Origin of the sequence: Paenibacillus tuaregi (assembly GCF_900086655.1) — a bacterium.
GTDB lineage: Bacteria > Bacillota > Bacilli > Paenibacillales > Paenibacillaceae > Fontibacillus > Fontibacillus tuaregi.
Window position 1 is genome coordinate 587664 of sequence record NZ_LT575476.1, and the last position, 17258, is coordinate 604921.

The 17258-nt window shown below is 49.8% G+C and carries 19 protein-coding genes; 18 read left to right on the forward strand and 1 reads right to left on the reverse strand.

The annotated features are described in order from the left end of the window. The first annotated feature begins 91 nt into the window (after positions 1 to 91). From map to BN6628_RS03000, 16 genes are all read left to right on the forward strand, one after another. The gene (gene map, locus BN6628_RS02930) at positions 92 to 841 is read left to right on the forward strand and encodes a type I methionyl aminopeptidase (protein ID WP_068613990.1); all 750 of its coding nucleotides are present in this window, start codon (positions 92 to 94) and stop codon (positions 839 to 841) included. A 381-nt stretch (positions 842 to 1222) separates the two neighbouring features. After that, positions 1223 to 2263 (forward strand): cytochrome c oxidase subunit II, encoded by a 1041-nt coding sequence (gene coxB / locus BN6628_RS02935; protein WP_068613993.1) that lies wholly within the window; start codon positions 1223 to 1225, stop codon positions 2261 to 2263. A gap of 89 nt (positions 2264 to 2352) precedes the next feature. Further along, positions 2353 to 4164: a cytochrome c oxidase subunit I gene (gene ctaD / locus BN6628_RS02940; RefSeq protein ID WP_068621908.1), complete on the forward strand. Its 1812-nt coding sequence runs from the start codon at positions 2353 to 2355 to the stop codon at positions 4162 to 4164. Then, the gene (locus BN6628_RS02945; protein WP_068613996.1) at positions 4161 to 4787 is read left to right on the forward strand and encodes a cytochrome (ubi)quinol oxidase subunit III; all 627 of its coding nucleotides are present in this window, start codon (positions 4161 to 4163) and stop codon (positions 4785 to 4787) included. The genes ctaD and BN6628_RS02945 overlap by 4 nt, the downstream gene beginning before the upstream one ends. A 3-nt stretch (positions 4788 to 4790) precedes the next feature. Continuing rightward, a complete protein-coding gene (locus BN6628_RS02950; RefSeq protein WP_068613999.1) occupies positions 4791 to 5111 on the forward strand; it encodes a cytochrome C oxidase subunit IV family protein in 321 nt (106 codons plus the stop codon). A 102-nt stretch (positions 5112 to 5213) separates the two neighbouring features. Then, entirely contained in the window at positions 5214 to 6131 is a 918-nt protein-coding gene (ctaG, locus tag BN6628_RS02955; RefSeq protein ID WP_068614002.1) for a cytochrome c oxidase assembly factor CtaG, read from the forward strand. 24 nt (positions 6132 to 6155) lie between these two features. After that, on the forward strand, positions 6156 to 6620 hold the full coding sequence (locus BN6628_RS02960; RefSeq protein ID WP_068614005.1) for a DUF420 domain-containing protein: 465 nt from the start codon (positions 6156 to 6158) through the stop codon (positions 6618 to 6620). 203 nt (positions 6621 to 6823) lie between these two features. Further along, a complete protein-coding gene (locus tag BN6628_RS02965) occupies positions 6824 to 7543 on the forward strand; it encodes a hypothetical protein (RefSeq protein ID WP_068614008.1) in 720 nt (239 codons plus the stop codon). 225 nt (positions 7544 to 7768) lie between these two features. Further along, entirely contained in the window at positions 7769 to 8182 is a 414-nt protein-coding gene (locus BN6628_RS02970; RefSeq protein ID WP_068614010.1) for a GntR family transcriptional regulator, read from the forward strand. After that, complete coding sequence (locus tag BN6628_RS02975) at positions 8179 to 9099, forward strand: ABC transporter ATP-binding protein (protein WP_068614013.1); 921 nt, start codon at positions 8179 to 8181, stop codon at positions 9097 to 9099. The genes BN6628_RS02970 and BN6628_RS02975 overlap by 4 nt, the downstream gene beginning before the upstream one ends. Next, positions 9099 to 10004: an ABC transporter ATP-binding protein gene (locus tag BN6628_RS02980; protein ID WP_068614016.1), complete on the forward strand. Its 906-nt coding sequence runs from the start codon at positions 9099 to 9101 to the stop codon at positions 10002 to 10004. Before BN6628_RS02975 ends, BN6628_RS02980 begins: the two co-directional genes overlap by 1 nt. Continuing rightward, positions 9997 to 11286 (forward strand): ABC transporter permease, encoded by a 1290-nt coding sequence (locus BN6628_RS02985; RefSeq protein ID WP_068614018.1) that lies wholly within the window; start codon positions 9997 to 9999, stop codon positions 11284 to 11286. The genes BN6628_RS02980 and BN6628_RS02985 overlap by 8 nt, the downstream gene beginning before the upstream one ends. A 119-nt stretch (positions 11287 to 11405) precedes the next feature. Continuing rightward, positions 11406 to 11558: a glycine zipper domain-containing protein gene (locus tag BN6628_RS26375; protein WP_187386105.1), complete on the forward strand. Its 153-nt coding sequence runs from the start codon at positions 11406 to 11408 to the stop codon at positions 11556 to 11558. A gap of 343 nt (positions 11559 to 11901) precedes the next feature. Further along, entirely contained in the window at positions 11902 to 13059 is a 1158-nt protein-coding gene (locus BN6628_RS26760) for a winged helix-turn-helix domain-containing protein (RefSeq protein ID WP_068614021.1), read from the forward strand. 65 nt (positions 13060 to 13124) lie between these two features. Continuing rightward, the gene (locus tag BN6628_RS02995) at positions 13125 to 14441 is read left to right on the forward strand and encodes an MFS transporter (RefSeq protein WP_068614024.1); all 1317 of its coding nucleotides are present in this window, start codon (positions 13125 to 13127) and stop codon (positions 14439 to 14441) included. A gap of 157 nt (positions 14442 to 14598) precedes the next feature. Then, positions 14599 to 15030 carry an MmyB family transcriptional regulator gene (locus tag BN6628_RS03000; RefSeq protein WP_262363162.1) on the forward strand — a complete coding sequence of 144 codons (432 nt, stop codon included), beginning with the start codon at positions 14599 to 14601 and terminating at the stop codon, positions 15028 to 15030. 54 nt (positions 15031 to 15084) lie between these two features. Here BN6628_RS03000 and BN6628_RS03005 read toward each other — a convergent pair whose 3' ends face one another. Next, positions 15085 to 15744: a L,D-transpeptidase family protein gene (locus tag BN6628_RS03005; protein ID WP_235847704.1), complete on the reverse strand. Its 660-nt coding sequence runs from the start codon at positions 15742 to 15744 to the stop codon at positions 15085 to 15087. A 338-nt stretch (positions 15745 to 16082) separates the two neighbouring features. On the opposite strand from BN6628_RS03005, the gene BN6628_RS03010 reads away from it, so the two are divergent. Together BN6628_RS03010 and BN6628_RS03015 are read left to right on the forward strand one after the other, a co-directional pair. Continuing rightward, positions 16083 to 16418: a hypothetical protein gene (locus tag BN6628_RS03010; RefSeq protein ID WP_068614031.1), complete on the forward strand. Its 336-nt coding sequence runs from the start codon at positions 16083 to 16085 to the stop codon at positions 16416 to 16418. Positions 16419 to 16594: 176 nt separating this feature from the next. Next, a complete protein-coding gene (locus tag BN6628_RS03015; RefSeq protein ID WP_235847562.1) occupies positions 16595 to 17245 on the forward strand; it encodes a TetR/AcrR family transcriptional regulator in 651 nt (216 codons plus the stop codon). The last annotated feature ends 13 nt before the right edge of the window (positions 17246 to 17258 follow it).

Here is a 17258-nt window from a genome sequence, read left to right on the forward strand (position 1 = left end):
AAAACCGCCTGCAGACAGGCGGTTTTTTTTCATGTCCGGCATACATATAGATAAGTGCTCCCAAGAGGAGGCTGGTAAGGGAGGTTGTTCATTGAAGGGAAAGCTGAAGACGGATGAGGAAATTAAGCGGATACGTGAAGCAGGCAGGATCCTGGCCGAGTGCCACCGGGAAATCGGGAAGCTGCTCGCCCCCGGTATTACCACACTGGAAGTGGATGCTTTTGTGGAAAGTTTCCTGAGCAGGCATAAGGCCACACCGGAACAAAAGGGGTTTCAGGGATTCCCATACGCTACCTGTGCATCGGTGAATGATGTGGTATGCCACGGATTCCCGGATAAGCGTCCTTTGGAGAGCGGCGATATTGTGACCATCGACATTGTAGTGAATAAGGATGGCTGGCTGGCCGATTCCGGCTGGTCTTATGCCGTGGGACGCCCGGCGCCGGAAGCCGGGAACCTGCTGGAGAAGGCACACGATGCGCTCTTTGCAGGAATACACGCAGCCCATGCCGGAGGCCGGACAGGGGATATTGGCTGCGCGATTCAGCGGGTAGCCGAGGCTGCGGGACTTGGAATAGTCACGCCGCTTGTGGGCCACGGAATAGGCCGTCATCTGCACGAGCCCCCGAATGTGCCGAGTGTCGGCACGCCGGGAACCGGGACGCTGCTGAGACCGGGTATGGTAATTACTGTAGAACCGGTGCTGACCATAGGGGAGACAGGGGCGGTCTTCTGGGATGATGACGGCTGGACGATCCGAACGGCCGATGGATCCTTAGGGGCTCAGTTCGAGCATACGATTGCCATACTCAAGGACGGGGTTCAGATATTGACTGATTAAAAAGAGGGGCAACTCTCTTTTTTTCATATGTTTTCATAGTCTTAGAGATGAAATTTTAAAAAATATGTCATAATTTGAAACTAGCAATTTCTGACCTTGAATATGGGGCGAGGCTCCCTGTCAAATCATAGACATGGGCAAAAAGACAGATCTGAAATCGCTTGCAAACCCAGCAGCGGCGCGACTTTTTGCAATTTTGAACATTCTGTGAACTACCCTTGAATCATTGACAAAAGTGTGTACTAATCATATATTTAATTAGTGATTGTTCGAATTGACAGGATAGCAGTTTCCGTGATAAAGCAGGTCGATTGGTTCCTGATTTTGGGGAAGAGGTACTTGTGATGAATCGGAAGACAAACGTTAAAGTGGGGTAGATCAATGATGAAACGGTGGCAGGCTGTGAAACGGCTCCTTCCTTTGTTTGCGGGGCTGATGCTGTTGTTGTCCGCTTGTGGTCGCGAGGATTTGTCGGCACTTAGGCCTCAGGGACCCGTGGCACAGGGGCAATTTGATTTAATGAAGCTTTCCATAACCATTATGATTGTCGTTCTGCTTATTGTATTCGGTATTGCGGCTTATGTTTGGATACGTTTTCGCCGCAGATCCGGACAGACAGACGTCCCGGAACAGGTGGAAGGCAACTTCAAGCTTGAAGTGCTCTGGACGGTAATCCCTTTGATTTTGGTTTTGATTCTGGGGATCGCAACCGTGCAGAAGGTATTCGCGTACGGGGAGAACTATTGGAATGATAAGAACGCGGTTAAGGTCAAAGTAACTTCGCACCAGTTCTGGTGGGAGTTCAACTATCCTGAATACGGGGTAACCACCGCACAGGAGCTTGTGATTCCAACCGGCAAGAAAATCGCATTTCAATTAAAGACCGCTGACGTGCTTCACTCGTTCTGGGTGCCGTCACTTGCGGGCAAGACGGATACGAATCCGGAGGGAGCCATCAACAATGCTTGGTTTACTGCGGATAAGGAAGGCGTGTACCTGGGCAAATGTGCCGAGCTTTGCGGACAATCCCACGGTCTTATGGAATTCAAAGTCAAAGCGGTTAGTCAGGCTGCCTTCGACAGCTGGGTGAAAGCGATTAAGGAACCGGTGGCTATGCCTGCTGAACAGGCAACTGCCGAAGTGCTCAAGAACCAATGTCTGACCTGCCATGCGATTGGCAGTGAGGGTGGACCTTCCGCACCGAACCTGACAGGAATCGGCGGACGCGAATCGGTTGCCGGGATTCTGGTCAACGGTGTGGATGGAACGGTCAAGGAGAATCTGAAGACATGGCTCGAAGACCCTCAGGCTGTAAAACCGGGGAACAAAATGCCAAATCCGAAGAAAGACCTGAAGCTGACCGATGAACAAATTGACGCCATTGCCGATTACTTGGCAAATTCTAAATTAAAGACCCAATGATTTACCGCACGGCGCATTTCGGATAGGAATTTTTAAAGGGGGTACAAACCTTGGCTCACGCTCACAGTGTCAAGCGCCATACAGGGCTGATGGATTGGTTAACAACGGTTGACCACAAGAAGATTGGTATCCTGTACTTAATTGCCGGGGCTTTATTCTTCGGAATCGGCGGGATCGAAGCCTTGATGATCCGCTGGCAGCTTATTAAACCAATGAACGACTTTGTATCAGCTCAGACCTTTAATGAGTTGATTACCATGCACGGTACGACCATGATCTTCCTTGGCGTAATGCCAATCATCTTCGCGCTGATGAATGCGGTTATCCCGCTTCAGATCGGGGCGCGTGATGTTGCTTTTCCATTCTTGAACTCGCTTGGCTTCTGGACCTTCCTGTTCGGGGGACTCCTGCTCAACATCAGTTGGATCATGGGTGGGGCGCCGGATGCCGGCTGGACGGCTTATGTGCCACTGTCCTCTACCATGTACAGTGAATCGCACGGGGTAGACTTCTATACGGTGGGTCTGCAGATAGCAGGTCTCGGCACACTGATCGGGGGGATTAACTTCCTGGCCACGATCATTACAATGCGCGCACCTGGCATGTCCTTCATGCGGATGCCGATGTTTACCTGGACGGCCTTTATTACTTCCGCTATCATTCTGTTTGCATTCCCTGCTGTTACAGTAGGACTTGTACTTCTAAGCTTTGACCGGATACTCGGCGCCAACTTCTTTGAAGTGGGCAACGGAGGTAACCCGGTACTTTGGCAGCATATCTTCTGGATTTTCGGACACCCTGAAGTGTACATACTTATTCTTCCGGCGTTTGGTGTCATCTCAGAAGTTATCCCAACGTTCGCGCGCAAGCGCCTGTTCGGTTACAGCTCCATGGTGTTTGCAACGATCCTGATCGCCTTCCTGGGCTTCATGGTATGGGCTCACCATATGTTCACAACCGGTATGGGACCGGTGGCTAACGCCCTGTTCTCCATATCAACGATGCTGATCGCGGTTCCGACAGGGATCAAGATCTTCAACTGGCTCTTTACGCTGTGGGGTGGACAGATCCGCTTCACCGCCGCGAATCTCTATGCTTCCGGTTTCATTCCTACCTTCGTTATGGGTGGAGTTACCGGGGTCATGCTGGCATCCGCTCCGGCGGACTATCAGTTCCATGATACGTATTTCGTAGTAGCCCACTTCCACTATGTTATTGTAGGGGGTCTGGTGCTTGGTTTGTTCTCGGGTCTTCATTATTGGTGGCCTAAAATGTTCGGACGTGTGCTTGATGAGAAGCTGGGTAAAGTTGGGTTCTGGTTCTTTATTATCGGCTTCCATATGACCTTCTTCGTGCAGCATTTCCTGGGTCTTCTCGGAATGCAGCGCCGGATCTTTACGTACCGGGGGGATCAGGGCTTCGATACGATGAACCTGATAAGTACGATCGGTGCGCTGTTAATGGCCGTTGGGGTACTGGTATTCCTGCTGAATGTCATTATTACATCAACCAAGCCGGCAAATGCGCCTAACGATCCTTGGGAAGATGGCCGTACACTGGAATGGTCGATTCCTTCACCTCCTCCAGAGTATAACTTCAAGCAGATTCCGCTTGTTCGTGGTCTGGATGCATACTGGAAAGAGAAGATGGCTGGACATACGGAGATGACGCCAGCCGAACCGGTGGGTCCAATTCATATGCCATCCGCATCCATACTGCCGTTTGTGATGTCGGTAGGTATCTTCGTAGCTGGTCTTGGATTTATGTATCATCAATATGTTGTATTAGGCATCGGTCTTGTGGTCACTTTCGGTTGTATGGTGATCCGTTCGCTGTACGACGATCATGGCTGGCACATTGATCCGGAGGAAACTACTGAGAAGAAGGGGGTTAAGGCATGAGTGCACCCCATGCTGAGCAAGTAACGTCGGCACTTCCCCATGAGCCGGAGAAAGCTACGCTGGAAGGCCGCAATAAGATTCTAGCATTCTGGTTGTTCCTGGGCGGTGAGTCCGTTCTCTTCGGCACATTGTTCGCGACATTCCTTGCTCTACGTGAACAGGCCGCGGATGGGCCAACGGCTAATGAGCTGTTCCAGCTGCCTACGGTTGCCGCAGCTACCTTCATCCTGTTGGTAAGTAGTTTGACAAGTGTATTTGCTATTCAAGCCATGCACAAGGGGAATAGGAAAGCCCTCTCCCTGTGGCTCGGAATTACTGTGCTTCTTGGACTCGGATTCTTGGGACTCGAAATTTACGAGTTCTACGAATATGTGAATCATGAGAAGTTCGGTATGACCACCAGTGCCTTCAGTTCGGCGTTCTATACGCTGGTTGGGTTCCACGGAGCCCACGTATTGTTTGGTGTCGTATGGATATCCCTGCTGATTGCACAGCTTGCGAAGAAGGGCCTTACGGTGGTTACTGCGCCTAAGGTGTATGTGTCCGCTATGTACTGGCACTTTATCGACGTGGTTTGGGTATTTATCTTCACCGTCGTATACCTCCTTGGAAAGGTGGGTTAAGACATGTCGCAGCATAACACGAATCAGGGGAGCGCGGTAAGACACAGACACCGCACGGAAGGTCCCCAGAAACATATTATCGCGTTTATTTTCTCCATTGTACTAACTCTGATTGCATTCGCTACGGTGGCTGCTGGTGGCGTGAATACATCGTTCACCATCATTCTGCTTGTCGTCATGGCTATCCTCCAGGTTCTTGTCCAGCTTGGATACTGGATGCATATGAAGGATAAGGGACATTTGATTCCAATCCTGTTCCTGGCATTTGGATTCTTTGTAGCCGGGGCAACAGTATTAACAGCTTTATACTTAGTTTGGTGGTAAAATAGAGAGGAGGCTGGCAGACAGCCCCCTCTTTTTTGTACTGTGAGACATTTGTCACACAATCGACAGTAAATACGTGCCAGCAGAGATGGAGGGTTTGGTATGCTGGGATTAGAGTATTTTAACTTCAGAGACTTATGGAGCCCGTTGTTCCTGGCTGTAATTCTCTTAATAACCGCAGGATATCTAATGTTGGTGGGGCCTCTTAGTGAACGCTTTAAGGACGCCAAACCCGTTCCTGTGGGCCGCAAGATGGCCTTCGCAGCCGGAATGCTTGTTCTGTATCTGGCTCAGGGCGGACCGATTAGCCTGCTGGGGCACATTATGTTCAGCTTCCATATGCTGAGCATGGCGCTGACTTATCTGATCGCTCCGCCGCTCTTGATGCTGGGAATTCCAGATTGGATGTGGAGAGCAATCCTGAGGGTGAACCCGCTGAAGGGCTTATCCTTTCTTGCGCACCCGATTGTAGCCGCTGTGCTGTTCAACGGATTGTTCTCGTTCTACCACATCCCGGCTGTACATGATTATGTCATGCTTCATTTCGGCGTTCACCGGCTGTATTATGTAGTTCTGTTCATTGCTGCGGTATTGATGTGGTGGACACTGGTGAATCCGCTTCCGGAGCATTCGGAGATCAAGGGTCTGCGGAAAATGGCTTACATCGCAATCAACATGGTCTTGCTTACACCGGCATGTGGTCTGATTATTTTCTCTTCAACCAGCTTGTATGCAACTTATAATGATCCGGCGGTATGGGCGAAGGCAATGGGCTATTGTGTAACGGGAGATCCATCCGCTCTGCTTAAGACCTTTGGAGGCCCGGGCTATTTCGCCTACCTTGACACCCACGTGGATCAGCAGGTTGGCGGGATACTCATGAAGTTTATTCAGGAGATCATTTTTGCCTCGATGCTGGCATACGTGTTCCGGAGCTGGTATAAGCAGGAGAATAAAGATGATGGGGAAGACGAGCTGATGTCCGGTCCTCGGACAACTATAGGACAGGGCCAGCCGTAAGTCGAACAGGAGGATGAACTTAAGATGGATATGTTTACGCTGTTTCCAACAATCAGTACTTCCTTTATCGTAATCAGTGCGATCTTGGTGGCTATTGGTTGGGGACTGATTATTAAGGGCCGCAGGGAGGCCCATAAGAAGGTGATGATTGCGGCGGCGGTCGCAGCGTTAATCTTCTTCATCATCTATGCATCACGAACAATCTTTGTCGGGAATACGAACTGGGGTGGCCCGGCTGACCTGGAGATCTACTACCGGGTATTCCTGATCTTCCACATTGTGCTTGCAACGGTGGCCGCTGTATTCGGCTTGACCACCCTTGTGCTGGCCTTTAAGGAGAAATTTGCCAAGCATCGCAAGTGGGGGAGAACGACTGCTGTAATTTGGTTTTTCACTGCTATTACAGGGGTAGCTGTATATATCCTTCTGTATGTGATGTATCCAGGAGGACACACGAAACCGATGATTGACGCCATTTTTGGGACCTAAAATGAGTAACTGAGAGTGTTAGTGATTTGAAGAGACCGACGGGGAACCGCCGGTCTTTTTTATTTTTTGGCGGCATGCCGTTGACATGGTTAATTATGGACATTATACTGTGTATAAAGATATACACACTAAGCACACATAAGACATGTGTATACACACTCAGACAATCACTATTCATCAACATAGAGAGAGGTTGATTAACCTTGGGTACTTGGAGAGACGGTTGGTATATTTTCTTGAAAGATTTGAAGACAGGGCGGTATTACCTCATATGGAACGTACTCTTCATGCTGTATATGGGACTAACTACGAGCTTTATCTTTAGCTCAGAAGATCGCGTCAAACACGTTATAAATCCGCTGGGTGATTTCATGCTGCTCCTGCTTGTTCCGCTTGCGGGATTCACGTTTTGCAGGCGGTCTTTCCGGTATCTGAAGGATGATTCCTATACTCAAATGCTGTACTACTACAGAATGCTGCCGATTCCCCTTGGCGCTGTAATTAAGGCCAGGCTGCTTCAGACCATCTTTGCCTTCTCGTTTAACAGCTGCTTTTTCTTCGGGCTGATGTTATGGCTCTCCGCCCCTTTTTGGGGGGATGCAAATTTCAGTGCATACGTTGCCTTCGCCTTAACCTGGATAGGATACGGGTTAATGATCACGAGTGGATACATGTACTTTGAGTTCTTGAAGCGCGGCATTGTATATATGTGGGTGAGTTTTATTGCTAACGGCATTATAGCCAGCCTGGCCTTTATTGTTGAAGCATTTAGCGGTAATTTGGTCAGATTTGTGATGGACTATGCAAAACAATACGGGTTACTATCTCCGGTGATGTGGGGAAGCTTGATCATAGGAGGCTTGCTGATTGGTATAAACAGCAAAATCATACTCAGGAAGCTGGCAGTTCGGGATCTGGCATAAGACTTTAAGCGGGATGCTGATAGATCAGCTTACCTTGGAACCCCGCTGTCAGCGGGTAAGAAGTGCAAAATGGACATAGGGATGAACCTAAGGAGGCTTTATCGTGCACGTATGGATTGACCTTAATCCGGATTCGCATCATATAGAACTCTGATAAGAAGAGAGATTACAGTAATCTTTGGTTCACTCCAGTTGATATAGAGAACTGAAGGTGAGGTGCGGAAGGTGTGGATTCCCATTCAAATTAATGAAAATAGCGCTGAACCCCTGTACCACCAGATCAAGACACAGCTCCGTTCTCTCATTGTCAGTGAGCAGATCGAGGAAGGGACTCTGCTGCCTTCCATCCGTGAATTTGCCGGCAGCTTGAACTGCAGTGTCATCACTATCCGGCGTGTGTATCAGGATCTGGAGAATGAAGGCTTCCTGCGGACCAGACAGGGAACAGGCACGTTTGTAGCCAAGGTGGATCAGGGGGAACGGACGGAGTACCGCAAAGCTGTGGTGCAGGAAGCGGTGGAAGCGGCGGTAGATGTCGGACTTTCAGTACAGTACGGGGAAGATGAGCTGAGAGCTTTATTTTTACAAATATTGAAGAAGAAATATCACGGTGAATCTGGAGGAGGAGAGGGAAAATGACAGAAGGCTTGGCGGTACAGCTGAACGGAATCCGCAAGAAGGGCAGAAGGAAGCCGATCGGTCCTCTGAATCTGGATATCCCCTGCGGGTATGTGGTGGCGCTGGTAGGGCCCAATGGGTCAGGCAAAAGCACGATTATGAATCTGATCTTGCAGACGCTTCACCCGGACGAAGGGGAGATCAAATGGTTCGGAGAGTCAGTCGCCGGGGTACTGCCCACGCAGCTTAGGCAGTCCATAGGGTACGTGCCTGAAGCCCCGATCGTTGATGAGAATTTCCAAACCGTTGAGGAAGCTGCAGAATTCCGGGCACGCTGGTATCCCAATTGGGATCAGTGGAAGCTTGATGACCTGCTTCGGAAGTTTGAGGTGCCGGAGAAGGGCAAGCTGAGCAAAATGTCCAAAGGGGAGCGCCGCAAATTTGAAATCGCCGCCGCAATGGCCTGCCGGCCGAAGCTGCTGCTGCTGGATGAGCCTTCATCTGGACTAGACCCCTTTGCTTGGAAGCATATGATCGAAGTGCTTCGCAGCGCGATGGAGGAGGATGAGATGACGATTCTGCTGTCCACGCACATTGTGGATGAGGTCAAGCGGCTCGCCGATTATATCGCACTGGTCCATCAAGGCCAGGTCAAGGGCATGGTGGAGAAGGATGTCCTCTTAGGAAATTGGCGGGAGATCTGGGTCCGCGGAGACAAGGGGAATTTTGAGGGACTTAAGGATATCCTTGAAGCTGAGGAAGATGGGCCATCCACCTGGCGGCTTCTGGTTCAGAACCAGGCCAGACTGGAAGATCAGCTTGCAGAGCGCGGTGTCACTATCGTGAGAAGCCGGGGGCTGGAGCTTGAGGATATTTTGTCCTTATGGATGAAAGGCAACCTGCCTGAAGAGATCAAATGGAAGAGAGGAGATTTATAATGGCACAACCACTAGTTATTGATAATCTGGTTAAGCAGTATGGGGAGAAGACGGCGGTTAATGGGGTGTCCTTGGATGTGAAGGAAGGCGAGATTTACGGGCTGCTCGGCGGCAACGGGGCAGGCAAGACTACGACCATGCGTATGGTGCTTGGTATCATTTATCCGGACGGGGGACGTATTCAATATCACGGCAAGGACTACAGCAGCGAGCTTCAGCACGGCATGGGTTATCTTCCGGAGGAGCGCGGTCTGTACCCGAAGGTGAAGGTGAGCGACCAAATTATTTATCTGGCCCGTCTACGCGGAATGTCCGCCAAGGAGGCTGACAAGAGCTTGCGGTATTGGCTGGACCGATTCGAGGTGCCTGAGTATTACGATAAGAAGATAGAGGAACTGTCCAAAGGGAATCAGCAGAAAATGGGCTTTATCGCAGCGGTGGTTCACTCTCCGAAGATTCTGATTCTGGATGAGGCATTCAGCGGTCTGGACCCAGTCAATGTGGAAGTGCTGAAGTCCACGGTCAAAGAACTTCGGGATAACGGTACCAGCATCCTGTTCTCCACTCACCGCATGGAGCATGTCGAAGAGCTGTGCCAGCGGATCACAATCCTGCATAAGTCGAACACCGTGCTGCAGGGGAATATCCGGGAGATCAAGAAGCGTTATCCACGGGAGCAGATTGTACTGAATACGATTGGCGATGTTAGCGGGCTGGAGAGCATTGCTGGTGTTAGAAAGGTGGAGAAGAATGAACGCGGTTATCTGATTCATATCACCGAGACAACTGCCGCGCAAGAAATTCTGTCCCATGCCATGCGTCAAACTGAAGTGGAGCATTTCGAGATCAAGGAACCAACACTAAATCAAATCTTCATTAAAGAGGTGGGTGAGTCCAATGAATAAGCTGGGTACGGTAATTGGCTTTACATTTTGGAACAAGGTGAAGACCAAAGCATTTGTCGTCACAACGCTGATCTTAGCTATATTAATGACAATCGGGATTAATTTGCCTTATTTGATTAAAGTGTTTACCGGGGATGATGGCGGCAGCAGCCAGACCAAGATCGGGTTGGTCTACGGCAGCCAGTCGGAAATCGCGTTAAGATTTGAGCAGTATGCTTCGCAGCAGAATAAAATCGGCTTTAAGATTGTTAAATATGAAAAAGCTGATGAGAAGCAGTTGAGCAAGGATATTGAGGATAAAAAAATTGACGGATACCTGCAGTTCAAGGATGCACCGGCAGGACAATTTCCTGAAGCCGTGTACACTTCCAAGGACGGCGAGCTGGGCATGAGCCTTCAGTCCGCGCTGCAGGGCGGGCTTCAGATTGTGAAGACCCAGTATATTACCAAGGGATTATTGACTGAAGACCAGGTAGCCTCGCTGAATCAGCCGATTCAGATTGACACCCAGCAGGTCAAGAGCGAATCGGGCGGATCACAGGCAAGCTCTGGCAAAGGGAAAATGAACACAGCTAATTATATTTTTGTATACATCATGATGGTATTGTTCTGGATGACCACTGTGACCACAGGCAATATGATCGCATCCGAGGTCACCTCTGAGAAAAGCTCGCGGATCATGGAGATCCTGATTACCAGTGCAGCGCCAGTCACACAGATGTTCGGTAAGATTATCGGCATGTTCCTGATCGGCATTCTGCAGATCGCTGTTTTTGCAGTAGTAATTACCGTGAACATCATGCTTCCACACAATAAAGGGGCATTCAGTCAATTTGGCATTAATATTAACGAATTGGATTTGAGCGTGCTGGTTTACGGGCTGCTGTTCTATATACTGGGCTATCTGCTGTTCGCGACTCTCTTCGCAGCGATTGGTTCCATGGTCAGCCGTACCGAGGATTTGGGTCAGGCAGTTATGCCTATCACCATGATCAGTCTGGCCTCCTTCTACATCGGAACGTTCAGCGCTTCATCGCCGAACTCGATGATTCTGAAGGTAGCGTCCTATATTCCGTTCACCTCCCCGGTATCGATGCTGGTCCGGGCAGGACTTAGTGATACACCTATGTGGGAAGTCGGCCTGTCGCTGCTGATTCTTCTGATCTCGATCTTCTTCTTCGGCTGGCTGTCCGCGAAGATCTACCGTACCGGTGTACTTATGTACGGGAAGCGCCCGACTTGGAAGGAAGTCCGCAAAGCTATGCAGGCTTACAAGTTCTAAGGGCGAATGTGCGCTGACTTGACTAGCTACCAGGAAAGGGAGAGCAGTATAGTGAAACCGTTTGAGGGGTTCATAGGCTAGGTACCCAATCGAATCGCTGGCAATAAGGAGGAGCACCCATGAAAAAGACTTACGGAAGCGGGCTCGCTTTAGGGATTGCAATTGGAGCCGCACTCGGAGTATTGATGAAGAATATTGCAGCCGGAATAGGGATTGGTGTCGCTGTAGGAGCGGTACTTGGGGCTGCTTTCGACCGGAGAAACAAGAGATAGTATCACTTAGTATAAACTGGCGTGACCACAGTTTTATGGGTTAAGCTGATATGCTCCTCTTGCAGCAGGAAGGTGAAATACAGTAACCTGACTCTGTAAGAGGAGTATTTTTATGCACAAAAAAGCCTGTTCTTCGCTTCCGAACCAAGGAGGGGCTAGAAAATCCTACGTCAGTGTGGTAAAAGGGACAAATCCCCCTGATTTACAGTTCTGCCCGACCCCTTCATGCCGTTAAGTCGTCCCCGCTGCCCTATTGTGCGGCGAATTACGGATATGCTTAAATAACAGAAAAGATTAGAAATCCGATCGCCGAGAAGCTCGGTAGAAAGAAGGAGGGAGGGCAATGGCCCAGCTGGATTTTGATCCAAGCGGATACACGGTCAGCTACGGGGAAGAGCGCATTCCTCTGCTGGCCAAAGAATATGCGCTCCTGCAATTTTTATACAGCCACCGCGGTCAGGCCTTCAGCCGGGAACAGCTGCTGGACAGGGTATGGCCGCTGGAATATCCGGTGGAGCGGACGGTCGACGACCATATTTACCGTTTGCGCAAAAAGCTGCGTCCTTGGAGCACCCGCATCTTTCTGAACACGGTACGCGGTTATGGCTACAGCCTGACAGTCAAAGAACCGGATCTCCGCAATCCTTCGATGCAGGATACCGAGCTGCAGGCTCAAATGCGGGAGCTGATGAACAAATACCTTCTGTATGGCCAATGTAAATCGATGATTACGATGGCGGGCCAGCAGGACCTGCTCGGCTTTGAGCTGCCGCCGTCTCACCTGATCTTTATCCGGTACGTACAGGCGGATATCGCCTGGTTTTTGAACGATACCGAATATCCGCTTTCGAGCAAGCTTTACTATTTGCTGCACTTTTATTTGTACTTTTACCATGAGCCGAAAAGATGTCTGGAGTACTTCGAGCGCACCATCGCCGCAAACATCGGTCCGGAAGACCATCAGCGGGAGCTGAAGCTTCTGAATATTATCGGATTGTACACCGACAATGGCCGGGTCGAAGAGGACCTGGCCCGGGTTAAGGTGGCATACGAGGCTGTTCGCGAAGCGGGGGGAGACCTGGACATTTTCAACGTCCATATTAAAATGGCGGAAATGTATGTCCATCTGGGGGCAGACAACGTGCCTGAAGCCGAACGCTGCGCGGGCGAAGTCGAACAGATGCTGGCTGAAACCCCGTATTTGCGGGAAATCTGCGCGTATCACGGTCTTAAAGGGCGACTGCTGCTCCGGCAGGGAAAACGCTCCGAGGCCGCGACTGCCCTGAACTACGGCATTGAGGTCGGTGAGATGACACATAACGTGCCGCTGATCGTCGGCTCGATCCGGGAGACGCTGGTTTTTCTGGAGCAGCGGGTACAGGAGCCCAAGCTTCAACGCCAATTTGCCGCGAAATACGCCGAATATAACCGGAATGTTCAACTGGATGCTTATAAAGCGCTGATTGAACAAAAAATTGAAAGCATTCTGGACGCTGTCTGATGTTCCTCTGATATTCCTTCGTTACAGTGAGAGTACCACATTCTTACTTAACGGAGGAATTTTTGATGTCTCAAGCCCTTGTTACTGAGCCGCAGCCGTCCGCCAAATCGGTTTGGGCCAACCGTATCTATGCCAAAATGTTTACGGCTTACGCTATCTCCTCGTTCGGCGAATGGTTCGATGCCTTTGCGATTGAGGTTCTGGTCGCCTACCGCTGGCAGGCGGACCCCTTAATGATCGCGCTGATTCCAGTGATGATGGCTCTTCCGGGCATCCTTCTCGGATCGCTAGCTGGGGTCGTCGCGGACCGCTGGAAAAAGGTCAACCTGATGCTGTTCACCGATGCGGCCGAGACCGTCCTGACGGTCCTGCTGCTGTTTGCTCCTGGCATGTCCTGGCTGCTGCCGCTTCTAGCGCTGCGTGCCGCCATGGGCGTATTCCGCGTCCCGTCACATCAGGCGCTGACACGCCAGGTGGTCCGTGAAGACCAGCTTTTGAAGGCGACTTCCTACAACGGCCTTGTCAACCAATTTTCCAAAATCGCCGGCCCGCTGCTGGGGGCAGTCGTCCTGACCGTGATTTCCCCGCAGCTGTGCATTCTAGTGAACGCCGCGACCCGCCTCATATCCTGTCTGCTGCTGTTTACGCTGCGCCGTATTGAGGAGAATCTTACGGCTCCGCAGGCTGAGGCCGGTTCGGATGGGGGTGCCGGTACGGAGCACAGACTCAGCTTCATGGAACAATGGAAGATGGGCTGGGCGGTGCTGCTGCAGCGCCGGATTCTGCTCAGCACGCTGATCGTGAATATGACTGTTATCCTGGTTATTCTTATGATTGATTTTCAGTTCCCCACGCTTTACAGGGAGATTGCGCCGGATAACGAATCCCTGCTGGGATGGATGGTCTCTTCCACCGGAGTGGGTGCCGCAGCTACCATTATGATTTTGAACCGCCGGAACCGGATCAGTTATGGCACCGGGATCGGAGGTGGCATTGTCCTGATAGGAATTGCTATTGGCGCAATGGGGCTGCTGAGACCCGGCTCCCCGGAGATCTGGAGCCTTGTGCTGGGTCTTGTGATCGGGATCGGCAACGGTCTGTTTATGGTAACCAACAATTACGTGCTGCAAAAAGAGACGCCGGAAGACATGACTGGCCGGATTTTCGGAATCCAGAACATGATGTCCAGCACGATCATGATCGCGGCTCCGTTGACCGGTGGTTTACTGATCAGAGGATTCGGCGTGGAAGTAGTGTTCTTTGTTCTCGGTCTCCTCGTTCTGCTCTTTGGTCTTGTCTGTCTTCTTCTGCAGCGAGTTCTTTGGCCGTCTGGCACCAAGAAATGCGCTCATGAAGAACCTCTGCAGCAGGTATCCGGGTAGACGTGCTTTCTTGAAGCGAACAGCTCGTTCAAGAACATAGCCGCACTCGGCCTATGGATGGAGAGCTTTGCAGCGGGAAAGGAATCGGGGTCGCTGTTAGAGGAGTGTTTTTTATATAGAGCCTTCGTTAAGCAACCGTGGGTAATCCATAACGACGATCCCTTCAACAACTAGGAATTTTGTGTGGATGACGTTTACTTCTCCCCGTTTTCGTTATATCAAAGGGGATCAATGGGAGCTGCATGCTAGGCGGATCGCCGCAAAATTTCATGCTGAGTATGCCAGGCACGCTGACGACTCTTGGTGGTCTGGGCAGTTCGAGGCGCTATGCGAAGCTAGCAGCGAGTTTCAGGAATATTGGGACTCTCAGGAGGTTCTTGATGCCATCGATGCACCCAAAGTGCTGCAGTGTCCGAATCTCGGGATTTTGAATTTTGATTTTGTTTCCTTTCAGGTTTTGAACGATACAAGTTTGACCGTTTCACTTCATGTTCTCCACCAAGACGACACGGTGGAAAAAATGCAGCGGTTGTTAAGTGATTATCAGACCCGGAATTCGGAACATTTTGAATCTTTTCAAGGGATTTAGTGATGCTAAATGAGGACGAGAAGTCGGATAGAATCCTAATATTTGGCGGTCCAATTATTCAAGGAGCCCAAGCTTTTCATATACTTTGGATGAGATGACTCCATTCTGCACAAGCTCGTGATCCTTTTGGAACTTTTTGAGGGCTATGGTTGTATCCGAGCGAAATTTGCCATTACAAATACCGGTAAAATATCCGGCACTTTTCAGTCGGGATTGAACTAATTGAACGTCTGCGCCAACGTCTCCCTCTGCAAGTGTCCTTGCATCTTGCAAGGGATCACCCAGGACATGACCATAGATCGTGACTTTGGTTCCGACCGGGACCATATCAAACAATTCCATGATGTCACGGTTACGCATACGTATGCATCCGTGACTGAGGTGTTGTCCAATGGAATAAGGCTTGTTCGTGCCGTGTATGCCATAGGTTCCCCAAGGAACATTCAGACCCAGCCAGCGTGGCCCGAACGCAGCTCCCCAGTCCTTGCCTTTGTATACGATTTGGTATTCTCCAATAGGGGTTGGAGTCGATGGATTTCCGACTGCGATTGTATATTTTTTAATTGTGCGGTCTTTCATCCTTACAACCAAACGGTGGTTAGAAGGATAAACCTCGATAGCGAAATCCCCCTGATCTGCCACGATGGGCAGGGAGGGATCGGGAAATGAGTTTTTATTTTCAAAGGGGTTAAGTGTGAGCAATAATACAAACATATAAAAACGGAGCATTTTCCACAGCCCCTTTTCGTTAGTTTTGGCTATTTTATAACGATTGAAGGAATTTTATACGTGGGTATACGTCCGATAAGTATGTCAAAAAGGAGCAGCATGCCATGAGGCAACTGCTCTTTTTCGTGGTTATCTTTTATTGACGAGCAATGGTTGTTGTAGCTAAACATATCTGTATGTTTGGGAGAGGTGTAAAGAAAGCTGGGTTAAATGAGCTGATCCACTTTTTCTCAGGAAAATATAACCTTTTAGGGATCTCATCCATCTAATCTTATGGAGGGATCTATCGTCCTTCCAGAGCTCAACGGAAAGGAGGTATTTCTATGGCAATTAGCGCCGTTGTTGATGGAAAATTTACACCTGAATTTGCCGCGTATACGAAATTGACAATTGTGAATCGGGTACAGAATGAAGAGAGGGGAATCCCGACTCGTTCGTCCCAATCTATGAGTTTTGAGCAGTTTATGAGCGCGATGGAGAGAAATCAGGTGCTTCACGCTAATCTGGCCCGCCGCACACCGTCTGAAGAAGTGGACTATAATAGAATCTACGAGCAGCAAAATGGGGCGAGCCTATTCGCGCGCCAACGTTATGAAGCGATACAAAAAGCCTATCATTTAGGCTTGGTGGATCTGAATGGAGTTCTAAACTTTAATTAATTTCAGCTTACGTCCGTCTATTGAACTGAAGCCGCAGTGTCCTTATATAAGGAGCTGCGGCTTTTCGCATGATTCCTTCTAACTCCCGCCCAGTTGACTTGAATTTAAAGGTATACTAAAATGGCAATAAGTAAACCTATAGTTTACTAATTGTACTTATAGTTACTGAGGAGGTGTTGGTTATCGGTACGAAAGAACGGAAAGATCGAGAGAAGCTCGTTCGCAGAAATGAAATTATCGATGCGGCGGAGCGAATCATTTTTAGCAAAGGATATCATTCAGCCACGATGGACGACATTTCTAAAGAAGCGGAGTTCAGCAAAAGAACGGTTTACGTTTATTTCAACAGTAAGGAACAGATTTATTTTGAAATCATGGCCCGGGGTTACAAGCTGCTGGATCAGATGCTGTCCCCACATACGACAACCAGCGGCGAATCAGCTTTGCAGCGGCTGCGGCAAATTGCCAGCACTCTGTACGAATACAGCAATGAGTATCCCGCGTACTTCGATGCCATTATGGAATATGAGAACGGGGAGATGGATTTCGACCAGAGTATCCCGGAGGAGTCCAGGGAGGAATGCTATCGGCTGGGAGAGCGGATTCTCGGTTATTTGACCGGCATACTTCAAGATGGCATGAGGCAAGGTGTGATCCGTGCTGATATCGATCCAGTGAATACAGCCCTCGTTCTGTGGGCCTGTGTGCTCGGTGTCTTTAGAACCGCGAAGAAAAAGCATCGCTATATCAAGATTTACCATCAGGCAGACCCGGAACAGCTTGTATCCGGTGCTTTTGATCTGTTGATCCGGTCTATTGAGCGATAGAACCAGAGGAAGT

Bases quoted from the DNA above. Each gene is read 5' to 3' on its own strand.
- coxB (WP_068613993.1), top strand. From the start codon at position 1,223: ATGATGAAACGGTGGCAGGCTGTGAAACGGCTCCTTCCTTTGTTTGCG.
- ctaD (WP_068621908.1), top strand. From the start codon at position 2,353: ATGGATTGGTTAACAACGGTTGACCACAAGAAGATTGGTATCCTGTAC.
- BN6628_RS02945 (WP_068613996.1), top strand. From the start codon at position 4,161: ATGAGTGCACCCCATGCTGAGCAAGTAACGTCGGCACTTCCCCATGAG.
- BN6628_RS02950 (WP_068613999.1), top strand. From the start codon at position 4,791: ATGTCGCAGCATAACACGAATCAGGGGAGCGCGGTAAGACACAGACAC.
- ctaG (WP_068614002.1), top strand. From the start codon at position 5,214: ATGCTGGGATTAGAGTATTTTAACTTCAGAGACTTATGGAGCCCGTTG.
- BN6628_RS02960 (WP_068614005.1), top strand. From the start codon at position 6,156: ATGGATATGTTTACGCTGTTTCCAACAATCAGTACTTCCTTTATCGTA.
- BN6628_RS02975 (WP_068614013.1), top strand. From the start codon at position 8,179: ATGACAGAAGGCTTGGCGGTACAGCTGAACGGAATCCGCAAGAAGGGC.
- BN6628_RS02980 (WP_068614016.1), top strand. From the start codon at position 9,099: ATGGCACAACCACTAGTTATTGATAATCTGGTTAAGCAGTATGGGGAG.
- BN6628_RS02985 (WP_068614018.1), top strand. From the start codon at position 9,997: ATGAATAAGCTGGGTACGGTAATTGGCTTTACATTTTGGAACAAGGTG.
- BN6628_RS26375 (WP_187386105.1), top strand. From the start codon at position 11,406: ATGAAAAAGACTTACGGAAGCGGGCTCGCTTTAGGGATTGCAATTGGA.
- BN6628_RS26760 (WP_068614021.1), top strand. From the start codon at position 11,902: ATGGCCCAGCTGGATTTTGATCCAAGCGGATACACGGTCAGCTACGGG.
- BN6628_RS02995 (WP_068614024.1), top strand. From the start codon at position 13,125: ATGTCTCAAGCCCTTGTTACTGAGCCGCAGCCGTCCGCCAAATCGGTT.
- BN6628_RS03005 (WP_235847704.1), bottom strand. From the start codon at position 15,744: ATGTTTGTATTATTGCTCACACTTAACCCCTTTGAAAATAAAAACTCA.
- BN6628_RS03010 (WP_068614031.1), top strand. From the start codon at position 16,083: ATGGCAATTAGCGCCGTTGTTGATGGAAAATTTACACCTGAATTTGCC.